The organism is Limnohabitans sp. (assembly GCF_023910625.1).
In the GTDB taxonomy this organism is placed as follows: Bacteria; Pseudomonadota; Gammaproteobacteria; order Burkholderiales; family Burkholderiaceae_C; genus Limnohabitans_A.
In genome coordinates, this window is record NZ_JAAVVW010000003.1 from 2,182,367 (window position 1) to 2,200,894 (window position 18,528).

Below are 18,528 nucleotides of genomic sequence, written 5' to 3' on the forward strand. Positions count from 1 at the left end.
CGGTCGCCAGCGTTGACTGTGCTTGGCTCTCACCGCTTACAAGGGCGCTTGTCTGTGTCACACTGGCGCGCATGGAATCCTCACTCGAACAAGCCCGACAGGCGTTTTTGGATGGCGTTGAGCTGTTTGAACGCCAGCAATTTGAGAGGGCTGCATCTTTTTTTGAGCGGGCTTTGCAGTTGGCGCCGGGCAGGCCGTCTGTGCTGATGAACTTGGGCGCAAGCTGGGTGCAGTTGGGCCACTTTGAACGGGCGGACGAGTGCCTGCGCCAAGCCCTGGCGGCCGATGACCAGCAGTGCGATGCCTGGGTGGCTTGGGGTGTGACCCAAATGGCCTTGGGCGATTGGCCGCAAGCGCTGCATTGCCACGAGCAAGCCCGTGCTTTGGGTGCCGATGGGGCCGGGTTTTGTTTGCGCTGGGGCCAATGTCTGGCGCGCGCAGGTCGTTTGCCGCAAGCCCTGCAGGCCTTTGGTCAGGCGCTGGCGCATGACCCTGGCCTGGCCGAAGCCTGGAGTCAGCGTGCTCACGTGTTCCGAGACACCGGCCAGACCGAGCAGGCCATCGCCGATTACCAGCGTGCTTTGCAATTGGGGGCTGAGCCTGAGCTGCACCGCTATTACCTGGCCGCGCTGAGCCCGCAGCAGCCCGTGGTGAATGCGCCCCTGGCCTATGTTGAAAAGCTGTTTGACCAATACGCCGAAGACTTTGAGGCGCACCTGGTGGCTCAGTTGGGTTACCAAGGGCATAGCGTGTTGTTGCAGCAGTTGCCTGTCGAGCCAACGCGGCGTTTCGAGCGGGTATGGGACTTGGGTTGTGGCACAGGTTTGTGCGGGCCTTTGGTCCGACACCGTGCCGACCACTTGACGGGGGTGGACCTGTCTTCGGCGATGGTGGCCAAAGCGCAAAGCCTGGGTGTTTACGACAGCCTGCATGCTCAGGAGCTGGTGACCTTCTTGCAGCAAAACACGACGCAGGCTGATCTGGTGTTGGCCGCTGATGTGTTCATTTATGTGGGCTGGCTCGAGGCCGCCTTCGAAGCCTTGAGTCCCCGGATGCAGCCGGGTGGGTGGCTGGCGTTCACCGTAGAAGAGTCCGAGCCCGGTTTGGCGGTGCAGCTCCACAGTTCATTGCGCTATGCACACGGACTGGATTACTTGCAAAAGTTGGCTGCCCAGCATGGTTGGCGATGGGTCAAGGCGCACCGCGCATCCTTGCGGCTGGACCAGGCCCAACCCCTCATGGGCGTGTTTGTTTATATGCAAAAGATCGAATAGTCGTTTGAATTGACCTCACCCGTGCTGCCCAACTGCAGCCCAGGCCCGGCACCTGCGCCATCAAATCGGGGAGAATCCGGGCTTGTTTGAACTTTCATCCCCCAAGCCATGACCGAAGCCACTGCCACTGCACCTGCCACTGCCGCCCGCCCTACATTGCCCGACCGCTTGGCCATTGATGTCCGCAGCCCGCACCATGTGCGCGCCGTGTTTGAACACGACATCGGCATCCGCTTCAATGGCAAGGACCGCAACGACGTCGAGGAGTACTGCATCAGCGAAGGCTGGGTGCGCGTGCCCGCGGGCAAGACGCTGGACCGCAAAGGCCAGCCCTTGCTGATCAAAATCAAAGGCACGGTCGAAGCGTTTTACCGCTGAATCCGCGCATGACCGAAGCGGTACGCAAGCTCCCGCTCGAAGGCCTGCGCGTCGTCGAGTTCACCCACATGGTCATGGGCCCCACCTGCGGCATGGTGTTGGCCGACATGGGGGCCGAGGTCATCAAGGTCGAGCCCATCGAGGGCGACCGCACACGGCATTTGCTGGGTTCGGGTGCGGGCTTCTTCCCCATGTTCAACCGCAACAAAAAGAGCATCCAGCTCAATTTGCAAAACTCCGAGGGGGCCGAGATGGCGCGCCGCCTGTGCGCCACGGCCGATGTGGTGGCCGAAAATTTCAAGCCCGGCTCCATGGCCAAGTACGGTCTGGACTACGCCAGCCTGTCAGCCGCCAACCCCAAGATCATTTACGCCAGCCTCAAAGGCTTTTTGCCCGGGCCGTATGACCACCGCACCGCACTCGACGAAGTGGTGCAGATGATGGGTGGCCTGGCCTACATGACGGGCCGCCCCGGCGACCCGCTGCGCGCAGGCACCAGCGTGAACGACATCATGGGCGGCATGTTCGGCGCGATTGGTGTGCTGGGCGCACTCATTCAGCGCGGCATCACCGGGCGCGGACAAGAGATCCAGTCGGCGCTGTTTGAGAACAACGTGTTTCTGGTCGGCCAGCACATGCTGCAGTTCGCCATCACTGGCAAAGCGGCCGAGCCCATGCCCAACCGCATCTCGGCCTGGGCGGTGTACGACGTGTTCACCGTCAAGAACGGCGAGCAGATCTTTTTGGCGGCAGTGAGCGACGCGCAGTGGGCCGTCTTTTGTGATGTGCTGGGTTTTGCCGACCTCAAGGCCGACCCTCGATTCAGCGACAACAACACACGCGTGACCTTCCGTGCCGAATTGTTGCCCGATCTGCGCAGCCGCCTGGAGGCCTTCAGCGCCCCCGAGTTGACCGCGATTTTCGAAAAAGCCGGCCTGCCCTTTGCACCCATCGTCAAGCCTGAAGAGTTGTTTGACGACCCGCACCTCAATGCCACTGGCGGTTTGGCCGATGTGCGCCTGACCGATGGCCCCAAGGCGGGGCAGACCGCCCGTGCGGCCTTGTTCCCGTTCACCATGGACGGGCAACGCTTGGGCGTGCGCCGCCAGCCGCCCACGCAAGGTGAAAACACCGATGAGCTGCTGCAAGGCCTGGGCTTGAGTGCGGCAGAGATTGCCCGCTTGCGCAGCATCCAAGTGGTCGCTTGATGTTTTTGGGCCATGGCCACATGGCCCCAACCATCGCAGCTTGCAATGGGGCAGGGTTACAGGGCAGGGTTTCAGCGCTTGACACCCGCAGCGCAAGCGACGACCATCAGCCCATGGTCATCCAGGTATTGATTTTCGGCATCCACCTCGCCCGCAGCACGCGGGGCAAGCCCTGCGCACCGCCGCAGGGTTTTTAAACATCCCCCCCGTTTCGTTTGACCGATTTCAATTCGGGCCATGCTCATCTTGCAGCGTGGCCCCGTTCACTGCTGGAGATTTTCATGACCGATTTGTTTGACAACCCCATGGGCCTGTGTGGCTTCGAGTTCGTCGAGTTTGCATCCCCCACCCCCCACACCCTGGAGCCGCTGTTCGAGCAGATGGGCTTCTCGCTGGTGGCCAAGCACCGATCCAAAGACGTGGTGCTCTACCGCCAGGGCGACATCAACTTCATCGTCAACCGCGAGCCCAAAAGCCTGGCGGGGTACTTTGCCGCCGAGCACGGCCCTTGCTCCTGCGCGCTGGCGTTTCGCGTCAAGGACTCGCACAAGGCGTATGCGCGAGCCCTCGAACTGGGCGCACAACCGGTGGACGTGCCCACCGGCCCCATGGAGCTGCGCCTGCCCGCCATCAAAGGCATTGGCGGCGCGCCCTTGTATTTGATCGACCGATTTGAAGACGGCAAAAGCATCTACGACATCGACTTTGAATTCATCGACGGTGTGGACCGCCACCCGCCGGGCCACGGCCTCAAGCTCATCGACCACATGACGCACAACGTCTACAAAGGGCGCATGGCGTACTGGAGCGGCTTTTATGAAAAGCTGTTCAACTTTAAAGAGATCCGCTACTTTGACATCAAGGGCGAATACACAGGCCTGACCAGCCAGGCCATGATGGCGCCGGACGGCATGATCCGCATCCCGCTGAACGAAGAGTCGGGCAAGACCGGCGGGCAGATCGAAGAATTTTTGATGCAGTTCAATGGCGAAGGCATCCAGCACATTGCGCTGCTGACCGACGACCTTTTGAAGAGCGTGGACGCGCTGCAGATGGCGGGTATCCCGCTCATGACCGCGCCCAACGACATCTATTACGAAATGCTCGAAGAGCGCTTGCCGGGCCATGGCGAGCCGGTGGCCGAATTGCAGGCGCGCGGCATTTTGATGGACGGCTCCACCGCCAATGGCGAGAAGCGCCTGCTGCTGCAAATCTTCAGCCAAACCCTGCTGGGCCCGGTGTTCTTTGAATTCATCCAGCGCAAAGCCGACGAAGGCTTTGGCGAAGGCAACTTCAAAGCGCTGTTTGAAAGCCTGGAGCGCGACCAGATTCGGCGCGGGGCGATTCAGGTTGAGTGAGGGTTTGGTTGTGGGGTGTGCATCGGCCGATCAGCCCTCAGCATCTTGTTTGGGCGTTCGGATTGATATGCCGGCGGCATAGAGGAGTTCATAAAAATGTGGGATCAGCACCGTTTACAGGACTTTTAGCGGCACGACAACAAGTCCCCAAGCTTGTACCGCGTCCCCCGCCCCGTGCCCGTCTGCACCAACACCCCCATCTCGCACAACGCCGTGAGTTCGCGGTAGGCCGTGGCACGTGACACGCGGCACAGGTTGACGTATTTCTCGGTGCTGATGCCGTTGGCAAAGCCGTCTGGCCCCACGTCATACAACTTGTTGATCGCCTTGGTTTGTGTGGGCGTGAGTTGCGGGTGTTGCTCGCGCAGCTCTGTCCAGAAGCGGGTTTTGCGCAGGGCCGTTTGCATGTGGTCCCAAGTCGCATCTGCGGCTTTGTGCACGCAGCCCACAAACCATTGCACCCAGGGCGTCACATCCATGTTGGCTTGGCCGGTGGCTGCTTGCAGTTGGGCGTAGTAGCCCGCCCTGTCGAGCCACATTTGCTGCGACAAGCTCCACAGGCGTTTATCGGTTTTGAGGTCTTGCGCCAGCGCCATTTCGACCAAGGCCCGTCCCACTCGGCCATTGCCGTCTTCAAACGGGTGAATGGCTTCAAGCCACAGGTGTGCCAACGCCGCACGCACCAAGCCGTCGGTCTGGCTCTGGTTGTTGTTGAACCAGTCGATCAGCCCTGTCATCTGCGCCGGCACATCCGCCGAATCGGGCGCTTGGTAGTGGACGATGTCGGGCTTGCCCAAGCGGGGCGTGACGATCTGCATGGGCTCGGCATGGTCGCGGTAGGCACCTGTGCGGATCTTTTGAATACCGCTGCGCCCATTGGGAAACAAGGCGGCTTGCCAGCCATGCAGGATGTCGTGCGTCAAAGGCTGATGGCTTTGTTCAATGGCCGCTTGCAGCAGATCCAGTGTGGCTTCAGTGCGTGCGTCACGCGCCAGCGGTTTTGCATCTTGAAGTCCCAAGCGCCGGGCGGCTGAGGCCCGCACCGAGTTGATTTGTAGAATTTCGCCTTCAATCTGGGCGGTGGCGATGGCCTCGTCGGCCCAACCTTGCAGTTGCAAGTCGCCCAAGTCCATCCGTTGAAGATGGCTGGCCAAGCCCATGGCCCGCCCTTGCGCGTAGCGCGCAGCCGCCAGCATGGGTTGCAGCGCGGCCAGATCGACCTGAAATTCAGGCCATTGGGGGGATTGCCAGAGGAACATGAAGCGTATTTTATGGATTTACGCTTCACGAGTGAAGCGTAAATGGCATTTTTGCGCTTCACCCCGCCGTCAAAACCTCGTCATTCCTGGTTCAAAGGCACGATTTCCTGCTCGATCGCGCCAAACAGGCTCTCGCCGTCCTTGCCCTTCATCTCGATGCGGATGGTGTCGCCGAACTTCATGAATTCGGTGGAGGGCTTGCCGTCCAGGATGGTTTCGATGGCGCGTTTTTCGGCGATGCAGCTGTAGCCTTTGGGCCACTCGGGTTTGCCGTTGACATCCACGCTCTTGTTGCTCACGGTGCCGCTGCCCACGATGGAGCCTGCACGCACGTTGCGGGTTTTGCAGATGTGGGCAATCAACTGGCCAAAGTGAAAAGTCATCTCGGGGCCCGCTTCGCACATGCCGACTTTGCGGCCGTTCCAGGTGGATTGCAGCGTCAGGTGCACACGGCCGCCTTGCCAGGTGTCGCCCAGCTCGTCGGGCGTGACGGCCACCGGGCTGAAGGCGGTGGCAGGTTTGCTTTGGAAGAAGCCAAAACCTTTGGCCAATTCGTTCGGGATCAGGTTGCGCAGGCTCACATCGTTGGCCAGCATGATCAGGCGCACGCCTTCGATGGCTTCGTCTGCGTCGGCTTGCATCGGCACATCGCCGGTGATGACAGCGATCTCGGCTTCAAAGTCGATGCCAAACGCTTCGCTGGCGCACACCACCGGGTCGCGAGGGCCGATGAAGTCATCGCTGCCGCCCTGGTACATCAAGGGGTCGGTGTAAAAACTGGCGGGCACTTCAGAGTTGCGCGCCGCACGGACCAGTTCCACATGGTTGATGTAAGCTGAGCCATCAGCCCATTGGTAGGCGCGGGGCAGGGGGGCCATGCATTGCGCCGGGTCAAACGGGAAAGCATGGCGGGCTTTGCCCTGGTTGACTGTGGTGTACAGGTCTTCGAGCTGTGGGGCCAAAAAGTTCCAGTCGTCCAGCACTTGCTGCAACTTGCTGGCGATGCCGGTCGCATAATGTGCGGTGTTCAGGTCGCGCGAAACCACCACCAGTTGTCCGTCGCGTGAGCCGTCTTTGTAGGTCGCCAATTTCATGATGTGTGCCTGTTTGTACCGTGATCCAAAGCCGTGCGCAGCAAGGCCGAATTGCGCGTTAAATTACGCATTGTTAAACTCGTTTAACTAAACGAAACCTGATTCTAGAGCATATGGCCTATTCCAGCACCACCGAAATGACCCCGGAAGGTGACAAAGCACGTGCAGGCATCCAGTCGGTGGAGGTGGGTTTTGCCTTGCTGGACGTGCTGGCTCAGGCTTTGGGGCCCCTGATGTTGCGCGATCTTGCCAGCGCTGCAGGCATGAGTGCTGCCAAAGCACACCGTTACCTCGTGAGCTTTCAGCGTCTGAATTTGGTGGTGCAGGATGCCACCGCCCGCTACGAACTCGGCCCAGCCACTTTGCGTCTGGGTTTGGCCACTTTGTCGCGCATGGATGCGGTCAAACTGGCGCGTCAGCGCTTGCCAGCCTTGATGGATCAAACGGGTCACACCTTGGCGCTCGCGGTCTGGGGTAATCGGGGGCCGACCTTGGTGCATTGGCAAGAAAGCCCGTCGGCCATGCCTGTCAGTTTGCGCTTGGGCGATGTGATGCCCTTGTTGTCATCGGCCACTGGTCGGTGTTTTGCGGCTTTCATTGGCCGGGACAACTCGGTTGACAAGGCCCAGCCGATGATTGAGGCCGAGCTGGCGCTGGCCCGCAAACTCGGGCGCAGCGACTTGCCCACTACGCCAGCCCAAGTGCAGCAGGTGTTGACCGAAACTCGCGCACAAGGCTTGGGCCGTGTTGTCAATGTCTTGTTGCCCGGTATTTCTGGCTTTTGTGCGCCTGTCTTCGATGCGGATGGCCATTTGGCTTTGGGGGTGGTCTCGCTGGGCTCGTCTGCCATTTTCGACGCAGACTGGACGGGCGAGGTGGCCCAGGCCTTGCGGGGCTTTGCCCACCAACTGTCGCGGGATCTGGGGTGGTCCCCGGCCTGAGACAGGCCTGACCACGCACAGCACCCAATTCCGCACAAAGTCCGCTCATGCCGGCGCCCACCATGCTCTTTTTTGCAAGCGATACCAGCGGACCAACTGCGGGGGCATTGTGGCGGTGGGGCCTGCTTGTGCTGGCGCTGCACGTGGCTTTGTGGATGACGATGGCGGGCAGTTCGGTCTGGCAGTGGGGCGGGCCTCAGTCTTTGCGTGTAAGCCCATTGCAAACCCGGTGGCTGGCCCCCCAGCCCGTGGCTCAACAGGCAGCATGGGCACCACTGCCCTCACCTGCAAGTCCTCAACCGCGTCTGGCCACGGTGGCAAAAACCGCTGTGGCCGAGCCCGCGTCTTTGGCTAAAGTTGGCTTGGGGCCAGAAGGGGCTAGCCAAGACGCCGAGAACTTGGACAAGCATGTCTCCAAGGCCCATACCCCAGGAATTGAATCGTCTGCGACAGATGCTGTCCCAATTCAAGCCAGCGAGAACGCCCAAGATGAAACGGTGGCGCAGGTGCCGCAAGTTCATGCACCTGCACCCGAAAAAGCGGCGGGGACCGCTGAGGCGACCCTGACTTTGCCGCAGTTGGGTTTGGCGTCCTTGCCTGCATCGGCCTTGCTCAACTACCGTTTAACCGGACAGGAAAAAGGCATTCCCTACCAGGCCACAGGCGAGTTGCGCTGGCAGCACAATATGGATGCATACGCCATGAGCTTATCGATCAAGGCTTTCTTGCTGGGCTCTAGGCATTGGCGAAGCCGGGGTCAGATCACGGCCCGGGGTTTGGCCCCGTTGCGGTTCTCTGACAGTTGGCGCAGCGAGCGAGCCGCGCACTTTGACCGCGCCCAGAACCAGATTGTGTTCAGCAGCAACGCACCCTCTGCCCCTTTGCAGCCCGGTGCCCAGGACCAGATCAGCTTGTATCCGCAATTGGCGGCCGTCATGGCCCAAGAGGGTGGACGGTTGCTGCCCGGGGCGCGTTTGCAAGTACAAACCGCGACCGTGCGCGATGCCTTGCCTTGGCTATTGACATTCGAAAAGCAAGAGCCATTGCAGTTGGATGGACACACCATGTTGACCACCAAGTGGGTGTGTCAGCCGCGCAACCGCTTTGATGCTCAAGTGGAGTTTTGGGTCGCAGCGGCAAATGACTGGTTACCGGTTCGCATACGCATCACCCAGGTCAGTGGCAATTTCATTGATCTGGAGCTGACGACGCGCGAGGCCTTACCCGCATTGCCGACCGTCGCTAACCCCGGGTGAAAAACCACACCCTCTTGAAGTTGTTGCAGACAGTCCCATTTGCAGAACACAAAATAAGAGAGAATGAGACCATGAACTTGCTGTACGAATCCGATACCTTTGCGGTTATGCACGTTTTGGTCAATGCACCGTGCCAAGCTGCACCCCCCTGCAGCCAACCCGTGCTGGAGCGACATGGTTTCGAAATCGTGGACAAGCGTTCGGGCAAAGAGGTTTACCTGGACGGCTCTTGGGCCGAAATGTTCCAGCAACAAATCCAGGCTTGGCAGCAGCACACACCCACCCAGGAAGAAGTCGAAGACACCCTTGAGGGCTATACCGGTTTGGCCCAGCAGCCGGTCTTGGTGCACTGAAAAGCGCCTGCTCGCTCAGGCGGCTTTCTCCGCTTTTGCCATCCAGCCGAACAGCGGCCCGACGATCAGCAGCACCGCGACCAAACGACAGACCTGAAATGCCGTGACCACGGGCACACCCAATTGCAACACCTTGGCTGTGATGGCCATTTCGGTGATGCCACCCGGCGCCGTGCCCAGGATCATGGTGGCCGGATGCAGCCCCGTGCCCCAGGCCAAGGCGGCCCCAAACAACACCGAGACCGCCATCATCAGCGTGGAGCCCCAGGCAACAGAGGCCAGCCAGCGTGGGGCGGTGGTCACGAAATCACGCCTGAACCGGATGCCCAAGCTCACCCCGATGACCAGTTGAGCGGCATTGGTCAGCTCATTGGGTACGGCAGACCACTCCTGACCCGCCAATGTCAGCGCCATCGAGGCCAGCAGTGAACCCATGAACCACGGGTTGGTGCGGCCCATCTTCACCATCACCCAGCCCCCCGCAGCCGACACCAAGCCCAGCCAGAAGAGCCCTGGCCATTGCGCCAGACGAGGGCCGGGCAACAGGGAGGCGTCGACCGTCAAGCCCCACTGGTGTTGCGCCCATTGCATGCCAAAAGGCACGGCCAGCACCACCATCACCAAGCGCATGCTGTGTGCGGCCGCCACCAGATCGGTGCGTGCCCCATAGCGCTCGGACAGCAAAGTCATCTCGGACGCGCCACCGATAGAGCCGGAGAAATACGTCGTGGCCAACAAGGCGCGGGATGGCAAATGGGCCAATTCAGCGCGGTGTCGTCGCTGCAACCACAGGCCAAACAAGGCCCCCAGCGCCAAGGCCCACAGCACCGCCAACACAATGGCCCACCATTGCGCCAGGATCAATGCACTGACTTGTGGGGTGAAATACAGCCCCAGCGCAGTCCCGATCACCCATTGCCCTGTATTGCGCAGCAGATTGGAGCTGTGCGTGGGGCCGCCTGCCATCGAGGCCAAGGCCGTCACCAGCAAAGGCCCCAGCATCCAGGGAATAGGCGTGTCCAGCCAAACGCACAGATGGGCCGCCGCCAGCGCCAACAGCAAGGTCAGCGCTGTCCGAAGCCCTGCCAGGCCGCCTTTATGCATGCCGCCGGATGCTGTCAGCGACCGTCTGCACGATCTGGTCGATGTGCGCGTCTTCCACGATGTAGGGTGGGCAAATGACGATGTTTTCGCCGGCCGGACGCACCCACACACCGTGGTGGAAGCAGTCCATGAAGATGTTGTAAGCCCGCTTGCCAGGCGAGCCCGCGATGCTGGCCAACTCAACGGCCCCGGCCAGGCCCAGTGTGCGGATGCCGATCACATTGGGCAAGCCCTTCATGGCGCTGTGCATCGCGTCGCCCAGCTTCTGGCCTTGCTGGCCCGCACGGGCAAACAGGTTTTCTTCCTTCATCAGGTCCAGGGTGGCAATGGCCGCCGCACAGGCCACGGGGTGGCCGGAATAGGTGTAACCGTGGAAGAACTCGATGGCGTGGTCTGGCGCGTTGGCGTTCATCATCGCGTCGTAAATAAAGTCGCGGCAGATCACCCCGCCCAGCGGGATCACGCCATTGGTCACCGCTTTGGCAAAGTTCAGCATGTCAGGTACCACGCCGTAGTAGTCGGCGCCAAAGTTCACGCCCAAGCGGCCAAAGCCGGTGATCACCTCGTCAAAAATCAGCAAGATGCCATGCTTGTCGCAAATCTCGCGCAGGCGCTTCACATAACCTTGGGGCGGGATGTACCAGCCCGCGCTGCCCGCAATCGGCTCCACGATCACGGCCGCCACGTTGCTCGGGTCGTGCAGCACCAAGATGCGGTTTTCCAGCTCAAGCAGCGGGTCTTCGGCCCACACGGGTTCTTCGTGGTGGATGTAGGCGTGGTTCACCGGGTCGTGGATGAAGCGCATGTGGTCCACACGCGGCAGCAACTGCGCGCCGTACACCTTGCGGTTGGCGGGCAAGCCCCCCACGCTCATGCCGCCAAAGTTGACGCCGTGGTAACCCTTTTCGCGGCCAATGAACACGTTGCGGTGGCCTTCGCCCCGGGCGCGGTGGTAGGCCAGTGCCACTTTCAGGGCGGTGTCGGCCGCCTCAGAGCCTGAGTTGCAAAACAGCACCTTGTTCAGGTCGCCGGGGGCCATGTCGGCAATCATCTGCGCCGCCTTGAAAGCCTTGTCGTTGCTGGCCTGAAACGCCGTGGCGTAGTCCAGCGTGTCCAACTGCTTTTTGATGGCCTCATTGATCGGGCGGCGGTTGTGCCCCGCGCCTACGCACCAGAGGCTGGAGATGCCGTCAATGATTTTTTTGCCGTCGTGCGTGGTGAAGTGCATGCCCTCGGCACCCACGAACACGCGGGGGTCCTGTTTGAAAGTGCGGTTGGGCGTGAAGGGCAACCACTGGTTGTCCATGTTCAGGTCGGTTGTGGCCATGGGAAAAAACTCCTGATTGTTGGCATCTGTCTGGGGTGCAGTTTAAGCCTGTCACCGCCTGGTTATCCCTTGGCGTCTGGCTTGCTGTTCAGTGACCGATAACTTGCGCCCTTGATGTGCAAGAAGACGTTTTCTTTACAATAAGCCACTTTCCGGGGCTTTTGCCCGGAAAAGCGCCGCAGCGAGCCTTGTCTGCCTCCACAACATGACCTCCACCTACACCCTGACCCTCTCTTGCCCCGACCGCAATGGCATCGTGCATGCCGTGTCGGGTTTTTTGCTGGGGCGCGGGGGCAACATCGAAGAAGCAGCCCAGTACAACGACCACGACACGGGTCTGTTTTTCATGCGGGTGCAATTCGCCTGCACTCAGGCAGACGGCGCGGCACTGAACGCCCAATGGGCCGCATTTGCACAGACCTTTGACATGAAGTGGGACCTGCACGCCACCGCCCAGCCCATGCGCACCGTGATCATGGTCAGCAAGGAAGGCCACTGCCTGAACGACCTTCTGTTCCGCTGGAAGAGTGGCCTGCTGCCGCTCGACGTCCGCGCCATCGTGAGCAACCACCGCGAGTTCTACCAACTGGCCGCCAGCTACAACGTACCGTTTCACCACATCCCGGTGACCAAGGACAACAAGGCGCAGACCGAAGCCAAGCAGTACGAGATCATCCAGGCCGAGGGGGCCGAGCTGGTGGTGCTGGCGCGTTACATGCAAATCTTGTCAGACGACCTGTGCCGCAAATTGGCTGGTCGTGCCATCAACATCCACCACTCGTTTTTACCCAGTTTCAAAGGGGCTAAACCCTACTACCAAGCGCACGACCGGGGCGTTAAACTGATCGGTGCGACTGCCCATTACGTGACGGCCGATCTGGACGAGGGACCGATCATCGAGCAGGACGTGGCCCGCGTGGACCACAGCAAGACGGTGGAAGACCTGACGGCCATGGGCCGTGACACCGAAAGCCAAGTGCTGGCGCGCGCCGTCAAGTGGCACAGTGAGCACCGCGTGCTGATCAACGGCCACAAAACCGTGATTTTCAAATAAACGTCTGCGCAGGCCAAATCATTTGCAACGCCCTCAATCGACAGACCATGACCGTCAACTCCCGCATCCCACCCATCCAGTGCCTCTTGACTTTTGAGGCACTTGCGCGCTTGCGCAGCGTGTCTCAGGCGGCAGAAGAGCTGTGCGTCACGCCCAGCGCCGTGAGCCACCGGGTCAAGCAACTGGAACAGATCATCGGCACCAAGATGTTTGGCCGGACCGATTTTTCGCTCACCTCCGAAGGCATCGAATACCTCTCCCATGTGCGTGAAGGCCTGGTGTCGTTGCAGCGCTTTCCGTTGACCGGGGCAACACCCGGGCGGCGCAAGCTGCGGCTGGCCGTGCCGCCGACCTTCTCGCGCGCCATCCTGATGCCGCGCCTGAAGCATTTCTTCGAAGCCTACCCGGAGATCGATATCACGCTCCAGGTCAGCATTCCGCTGCTGGACGTGGTGGCCGAAGACGCCGACCTGACCGTGCGTTTTGGCACCGGGCGTTATGCCGACGTGGAGCACACGTGCCTGATCAAGGATGAGGTCACCCTCATGGCCTCGCCCAGTTGGGTTCGGGAAAACGGCCCGTTCAACTCCCCCGAAGACCTCGATGGGCTGCCGCTGCTGCGCAGCCCGCTGGAGCCCTGGCGCACCTGGTTTGCCGCCCACGACCAGGACTGGCCCGAGCCTACCGAAGGCTCCTCCTTCAACGATATGGGCCTGATGTGCGATGCGGCCTCCCAGGGCCTGGGCGTGGGCCTGGTTCGGCTCAAGCTGGCCTCACCCTGGCTGGAGTCTGGCCAGTTGGTTCGCCTTTACGCGCGCAGCGTGCCCAGCCCGCACGCCCACTACCTGTGCTGGCGCGCAGGCGCCATGGAGCGCTGGGAATGCGCCACCTTTGCCGCCTGGCTCAAGAGCGCCCTGAACTGATCCGTGCCGTCTTTCACGCCGCAATCAAACCTGATTCGATGCACAGGGTAGCGGGTACGCGTACAGTAAGGCCCCATGAACAGTCCTATCCCTTTTGACACCGCCGCTGCCGCCGAGCGCGCCGCCTTGCAGCAGCGGGTGGTGCAGTCCCTGGGCCGCGTGCTGCCCGCCGACTGCATCCTTTACACCCCCGAAGACACCACGCCCTATGAATGCGACGGCCTGACCGCCTACCGCGAGCGACCGCTGGTGGTGGCTTTGCCCGAGACCGAGGTGCAGGTGCAGGCCGTGCTCAAAGCCTGCCATGCACTGAAAGTGCCGGTGGTGGCACGCGGCGCAGGCACCGGTCTTTCGGGTGGCGCCATGCCGCACCGCATGGGCGTGACGCTGTCAATGGCGCGCTTCAACCAGATCAAAACCGTGGACCCTGTGAGCCGCACGGCGCTGGTGCAGTGCGGCGTGCGCAACCTGGCCATCAGCGAAGCGGCTGCACCCTACGGCCTGTACTACGCACCCGACCCATCCAGCCAAATCGCCTGCACGATCGGCGGCAACGTGGCCGAAAACTCAGGCGGGGTGCACTGCCTCAAATACGGCCTGACGGTGCACAACGTGCTCAAAGTGCGCGGTTTCACGGTCGAAGGTGACCCGATTGAATTTGGCAGCGATGCGCTGGATACGTCGGGCTACGACCTGCTGGCCGTGCTGGTGGGCAGCGAGGGCATGCTGGCGGTGACGACCGAAGTCACCGTCAAGCTGGTGCCCAAGCCGCAACTGGCGCGCTGCATCATGGCCAGCTTTGACGACGTGCGCAAAGCCGGCGACGCGGTGGCGGCCGTCATTGCAGCAGGCATCATCCCGGCGGGGCTGGAGATGATGGACGGACCCATGACGATCGCGGTCGAAGACTTTGTGCATGCAGGCTACGACCTGAGCGCGGCGGCCATTTTGCTGTGCGAGAGCGACGGCACTCCCGAAGAGGTCGAAGAGGAAGTCGGCCGCATGAGCGCGGTGCTGCGCGACTGCGGGGCCACGGCCATTTCGGTCAGCCGCGACGAAGCCCAGCGCCTCAAATTCTGGAGCGGCCGCAAAAACGCTTTCCCGGCCTCGGGCCGCATCAGCCCCGATTACATGTGCATGGACTCGACCATCCCGCGCAAGCGCTTGGCCGACATCCTGCAAGCCATCTCCGAGATGGAAGTCAAATACGGCCTGAAATGTCTGAACGTGTTCCATGCAGGCGACGGCAACCTGCACCCGCTGATCCTGTTTGATGCGAACGACGCCGACCAACTGCGCCGCTGCGAGCTGTTTGGTGCCGACATCCTGGAAACCAGCGTGGCCATGGGTGGCACGGTGACCGGCGAGCATGGCGTGGGCATCGAGAAGGTCAACAGCATGTGTGTGCAATTCAGCCCGGAAGAAAACGAACAGATGTTCGCCGTCAAACGCGCCTTCGACCCGCAAGGCCTGCTCAACCCCGGCAAGGTCATCCCCACGCTCAACCGCTGCGCCGAATACGGCCGCATGCTGGTGCGGGCGGGGGCGATCAAGCACGCGGATCTGCCCAGGTTTTAAGTGGGCAAGGTCTGCGCCATTTGTGCGTGGGCAGCGGCGCTTTCCTGAGGGGTAACCGGTCAAGTCCGGGACCATTTAAACTGGTTTGACTTCAGACACAGAGAGACCCGGTCATGAACTTCGAACCCCTGATCGAGCTGACCCGCAACGGCACCCAGGAATGCGTGCACATGGGTGCACTGGCCGTGACCGATACCGAGGGCCGCGTGCTGGCGCAAGTGGGCAACCCGCTTTGGCTGTGCTTCACCCGCTCCACCCTCAAAGCCATGCAGGCCTTGCCGCTGATCCAGTCGGGCGGGGTGGCGCATTTTGGCTTCACCCCTTCAGAACTCGCCATGATGTGCGCCAGCCACAACGGGCAAGAGATGCATGTCGAGCAGGTGTCGTCCATCTTGCGCAAAAGCGGCAGCAGCACGCGCCAGATGCGCTGCGGCTGCCATGTGCCTTATCGCTTCACGTTTTTTGACCAACCCATGCCCGAAGGCTTTGCTTACGACGAGCGGCACCACAACTGCAGCGGCAAGCACAGCGGCTTTTTGGCCTATTGCGTGCAGCACGGCCTGCCCACCGACAGCTACACCGAGGTGGACCACCCATTGCAGCAGCAAGTGCGCCAAGCCGTGGCGCACTTGGCGGGGTTGAGCGAAGAAGAGCTGGCGCTGGGCATTGACGGTTGCTCGGCCCCCAACTACGCCATGCCCTTGTCGCGCTTGGCCCGCAGCTATGCCCGATTGGCGCAGCCCGAGTCGGACGGCCTGTACGGCGAGAGCCTGCAACAGTTGGGCCAAGCCATGAGCACCCACCCCGAATTGGTCTCAGGCACGGGCCGCAACGACGCCGACTTCATGCGCGCTGGCCGGGGCGACTGGGTCACCAAGGTGGGCGCCGACGGCGTGCAGGTGGTGGGCAGCCGCTCTCGGGGCCAGGCTCTGGCCATCAAGATCATGGACGGTAACAAAGCCGCGTTGTTTGCCGCCACCGTGGAGGCCTTGGACCAACTGGGTTGGTTAGACGATGCGCAGCGCTCCGCACTGAACCCGTGGCGTGCGCAGGTGCTGCTGAATGTGGCGGGTGCGCCGGTGGGCGAGCGGCGCAGCGTGTTCAAGTTGCAAACCGCACAGCGTAGCTGAGGCGATGCATGCGCAGCGCTTCGGGGTGCTCAGCGTTGGCCAAAAATCGCCGTGCCTACCCGCACCAGCGTACTGCCCTCGGCAATGGCAGCGCGCATGTCGGCGCTCATGCCCATCGACAAGGTGTCCAGCGGCAGGCCCTGCGCGCGCAATTGCTCGAACAGGTCTTTGGTCTGACGGTGCACGGCGCGCATCTGTGCATCGTTTTGAGCCGGCTCGGGAATGGTCATCAGGCCGCGCAGCCGCAAACGCGGCAAAACCGCCACGGCCTGCGCCAGCGCAGGCAGCTCTTGCGGGCTCACCCCCGACTTGGTGTCGCCCCCATCCACATTGACCTGGATGCACACCTGCAAAGGCGGCAACTCGGTCGGGCGCTGCTCCGACAGGCGCTGGGCGATTTTGAGGCGGTCGATGCTGTGTACCCAGTCAAAGCGCTCGGCCACCAGGCGCGTTTTGTTGCTCTGGATCGGGCCGATGCAGTGCCACACCAGCGGCAAATCGCGCAATGCCGTGATCTTGTCCACCGCTTCCTGGATGTAGTTTTCGCCAAAGTCGTTTTGTCCGACTGCATGGGCCGCTCGCACAGCCTCGGCACCCCAGGTTTTGGACACAGCCACCAACTGCACACTGCCCGGTGCGCGTGCGGCGGATTGGCAAGCCGAGGTGATTTCGGCGCGTACCTGGGCGATGTTGTCGGCAATTGAAGTCTTCATGGCCTCAAGCGTACCAAACCCCCTGTGTTACCCAGTGCTCAGCCTAAAGCACCCGGTGAACGCCAGAACACCGACAGACTGCTAAATTAGCCTTTCTATTCACTGCAAATAGAGACAGCCATGAGCCAAATTGCCGCCAAAACCTACGATGCCGCCCCTGCCAAAAAAGTTGCTTTTTTGGCAGGGGCGTGATGGGCTACCCCATGGCGGGCCATTTGGCCCGTGCCGGTCACCACGTCACCGTGTACAACCGCAGTGCGGCCAAGGCCGCGGCTTGGGCCGCCGAATGCCCCGGCAACGCCACCGCCCCGACCCCGCGTGAAGCGGCAGCGGGTGCCGATATCGTGCATGCCTGCGTAGGCAACGACGCCGATTTGCGCAGCGTGGTGCTGGGCAAAGACGGTGCTTTTGCCGGCATGAAGCCCGGTGCGATCTTTGTGGACCACACCACGGCCTCGGCCGAAGTGGCCCGTGAGTTGTATGCCCAAGCCCGGAAAATGGGCCTGCATTTTGTCGATGCACCGGTCTCTGGCGGTCAGGCGGGTGCGCAAAACGGCATGCTCACCGTGATGTGTGGCGGCGATAGTTGGTGAGGGAAGGCAACAGCGGTTTGGCCAACGCTGCGGGGCAGGGCTGCGCCTGGTGCTGCCCAAAAATGCGCAAACCGAAAAATCTCGGGCGACAGGCCCAGAGCAAGCTCCCAAGTAGACCCAAGTGCGCAGGTTTGTGATGCCCCAACCCCGTGGCATACTTGTGCTCATGCGGTTGAATTTCCTATCCGTCACAGGCACCGACGTGTTGACCCAAGCCAAAGGCAACATCGAATTTGACGCGGTCAGCTTCACCTACCCTAATGCCCAAGGCCCTGCCCTGAAAAACGTCAGCTTGCACATCCCCGCGGGCAAGACGGTGGCGCTGGTGGGCCGATCGGGCAGCGGCAAGTCCACGCTCTCCAGCCTGATTCCTCGGTTTTTTGACGTCACTGCGGGTCAGATTCGTTTGGACGGCCAGGGCATTGACCGGTACACCCTGAGCAGCCTGCGCGAGCAGATTGCGCTGGTGAACCAGCACGTGGTGCTGTTTGACGGCACGATCGCCGACAACATCGCCTACGGCGCTTTGGCCAACGCCAGCCCAGAGGCCATCGCCCAAGCGGCCGATGCCGCCCAAGTGAGCGAATTCACCCGTCACCTGCCCGATGGGCTGAACACCCTGGTGGGCGAAAACGGTTTGTTGCTCTCGGGCGGCCAGCGCCAGCGCATCGCGATCGCACGGGCCATCCTCAAAGACGCGCCGATTTTGATTCTGGACGAGGCCACCTCAGCGCTGGACACCGAGTCGGAGCGGCACATCTAGCGCGCCTTGGACCACCTGATGAAGAACCGAACCACCCTGATCATCGCGCACCGCTTGTCGACCATCGAAAACGCCGACGAGATCGTGGTGATGGAACAAGGCCAAGTGCTGGAGCGCGGCCGCCACGACCAACTGCTGGCCCGGGGTGGGCACTACGCGGCTTTGCACCGGTTGCAGTTCGAGTCGCATTGAGCGCATGAGCTTGCCGGTCCAAGCATGCCG

Annotated in this window: 18 protein-coding genes and 1 pseudogene; 14 read left to right on the forward strand and 5 right to left on the reverse strand. The window is 61.6% G+C overall.

Annotated features, from left to right (window positions below; all coding sequences use genetic code 11):
• The first annotated feature begins 71 nt into the window (after positions 1-71).
• The 4 genes from HEQ17_RS13885 (at position 72) to hppD (ending at position 4,218) form a co-directional block, all read left to right on the forward strand.
• Positions 72-1,274 (forward strand): tetratricopeptide repeat protein, encoded by a 1,203-nt coding sequence (locus HEQ17_RS13885; protein ID WP_296293281.1) that lies wholly within the window; start codon positions 72-74, stop codon positions 1,272-1,274.
• Between the two features lie 108 nt (positions 1,275-1,382).
• Positions 1,383-1,652, forward strand: coding sequence for a DUF3297 family protein (locus tag HEQ17_RS13890; protein WP_296293282.1), 270 nt, complete (start codon positions 1,383-1,385; stop codon positions 1,650-1,652).
• 8 nt (positions 1,653-1,660) lie between these two features.
• Positions 1,661-2,860: a CaiB/BaiF CoA-transferase family protein gene (locus HEQ17_RS13895; RefSeq protein WP_296293283.1), complete on the forward strand. Its 1,200-nt coding sequence runs from the start codon at positions 1,661-1,663 to the stop codon at positions 2,858-2,860.
• Positions 2,861-3,141: 281 nt separating this feature from the next.
• The gene (gene hppD, locus HEQ17_RS13900; RefSeq protein ID WP_296293284.1) at positions 3,142-4,218 is read left to right on the forward strand and encodes a 4-hydroxyphenylpyruvate dioxygenase; all 1,077 of its coding nucleotides are present in this window, start codon (positions 3,142-3,144) and stop codon (positions 4,216-4,218) included.
• Positions 4,219-4,343: 125 nt separating this feature from the next.
• On the opposite strand, the gene HEQ17_RS13905 is transcribed toward hppD, so the two are convergent.
• Together HEQ17_RS13905 and HEQ17_RS13910 are read right to left on the reverse strand one after the other, a co-directional pair.
• Positions 4,344-5,477: a Fic family protein gene (locus tag HEQ17_RS13905; protein WP_296293285.1), complete on the reverse strand. Its 1,134-nt coding sequence runs from the start codon at positions 5,475-5,477 to the stop codon at positions 4,344-4,346.
• A gap of 80 nt (positions 5,478-5,557) precedes the next feature.
• Positions 5,558-6,571: a fumarylacetoacetate hydrolase family protein gene (locus tag HEQ17_RS13910; RefSeq protein WP_296293286.1), complete on the reverse strand. Its 1,014-nt coding sequence runs from the start codon at positions 6,569-6,571 to the stop codon at positions 5,558-5,560.
• Positions 6,572-6,684: 113 nt separating this feature from the next.
• Here HEQ17_RS13910 and HEQ17_RS13915 point away from each other — a divergent pair, with 113 nt between their 5' ends.
• The 3 genes from HEQ17_RS13915 (at position 6,685) to HEQ17_RS13925 (ending at position 9,121) form a co-directional block, all read left to right on the forward strand.
• Positions 6,685-7,512: an IclR family transcriptional regulator gene (locus HEQ17_RS13915; RefSeq protein ID WP_296293287.1), complete on the forward strand. Its 828-nt coding sequence runs from the start codon at positions 6,685-6,687 to the stop codon at positions 7,510-7,512.
• A gap of 62 nt (positions 7,513-7,574) precedes the next feature.
• On the forward strand, positions 7,575-8,768 hold the full coding sequence (locus HEQ17_RS13920; protein WP_296293288.1) for a DUF3108 domain-containing protein: 1,194 nt from the start codon (positions 7,575-7,577) through the stop codon (positions 8,766-8,768).
• A 71-nt stretch (positions 8,769-8,839) separates the two neighbouring features.
• Complete coding sequence (locus tag HEQ17_RS13925) at positions 8,840-9,121, forward strand: DUF3567 domain-containing protein (protein ID WP_296293289.1); 282 nt, start codon at positions 8,840-8,842, stop codon at positions 9,119-9,121.
• A 15-nt stretch (positions 9,122-9,136) separates the two neighbouring features.
• Here HEQ17_RS13925 and HEQ17_RS13930 read toward each other — a convergent pair whose 3' ends face one another.
• Entirely contained in the window at positions 9,137-10,225 is a 1,089-nt protein-coding gene (locus tag HEQ17_RS13930; RefSeq protein WP_296293290.1) for an AbrB family transcriptional regulator, read from the reverse strand.
• On the reverse strand, positions 10,218-11,552 hold the full coding sequence (locus HEQ17_RS13935; protein ID WP_296293291.1) for an aminotransferase class III-fold pyridoxal phosphate-dependent enzyme: 1,335 nt from the start codon (positions 11,550-11,552) through the stop codon (positions 10,218-10,220). The genes HEQ17_RS13930 and HEQ17_RS13935 overlap by 8 nt, the downstream gene beginning before the upstream one ends.
• 205 nt (positions 11,553-11,757) lie before the next feature.
• On the opposite strand from HEQ17_RS13935, the gene purU reads away from it, so the two are divergent.
• The 4 genes from purU to HEQ17_RS13955 all read left to right on the forward strand — a co-directional run bounded on the left by purU (position 11,758) and on the right by HEQ17_RS13955 (position 16,237).
• Positions 11,758-12,606, forward strand: coding sequence for a formyltetrahydrofolate deformylase (purU, locus tag HEQ17_RS13940; protein WP_296293292.1), 849 nt, complete (start codon positions 11,758-11,760; stop codon positions 12,604-12,606).
• Positions 12,607-12,653: 47 nt separating this feature from the next.
• Entirely contained in the window at positions 12,654-13,529 is an 876-nt protein-coding gene (locus tag HEQ17_RS13945) for a LysR substrate-binding domain-containing protein (protein ID WP_296293293.1), read from the forward strand.
• A 75-nt stretch (positions 13,530-13,604) separates the two neighbouring features.
• The gene (locus tag HEQ17_RS13950; protein WP_296293294.1) at positions 13,605-15,107 is read left to right on the forward strand and encodes an FAD-linked oxidase C-terminal domain-containing protein; all 1,503 of its coding nucleotides are present in this window, start codon (positions 13,605-13,607) and stop codon (positions 15,105-15,107) included.
• A 113-nt stretch (positions 15,108-15,220) separates the two neighbouring features.
• Positions 15,221-16,237, forward strand: a complete 1,017-nt coding sequence (locus HEQ17_RS13955; RefSeq protein WP_296293295.1) for an asparaginase — start codon at positions 15,221-15,223, stop codon at positions 16,235-16,237.
• Between the two features lie 29 nt (positions 16,238-16,266).
• Here the strand turns inward: HEQ17_RS13955 and HEQ17_RS13960 are convergent, their stop codons facing one another.
• Complete coding sequence (locus tag HEQ17_RS13960; protein WP_296293296.1) at positions 16,267-16,950, reverse strand: YggS family pyridoxal phosphate-dependent enzyme; 684 nt, start codon at positions 16,948-16,950, stop codon at positions 16,267-16,269.
• Between the two features lie 120 nt (positions 16,951-17,070).
• On the opposite strand from HEQ17_RS13960, the pseudogene HEQ17_RS13965 reads away from it, so the two are divergent.
• The 3 genes and pseudogenes from HEQ17_RS13965 to HEQ17_RS13975 all read left to right on the forward strand — a co-directional run.
• Positions 17,071-17,537, forward strand: a pseudogene (locus tag HEQ17_RS13965) (NAD(P)-binding domain-containing protein); the annotation flags it as partial.
• Positions 17,538-17,709: 172 nt separating this feature from the next.
• The gene (locus HEQ17_RS13970; protein WP_296293297.1) at positions 17,710-18,306 is read left to right on the forward strand and encodes an ATP-binding cassette domain-containing protein; all 597 of its coding nucleotides are present in this window, start codon (positions 17,710-17,712) and stop codon (positions 18,304-18,306) included.
• Between the two features lie 18 nt (positions 18,307-18,324).
• Positions 18,325-18,498, forward strand: a complete 174-nt coding sequence (locus tag HEQ17_RS13975; RefSeq protein WP_296293298.1) for a hypothetical protein — start codon at positions 18,325-18,327, stop codon at positions 18,496-18,498.
• Positions 18,499-18,528 lie beyond the last annotated feature (30 nt).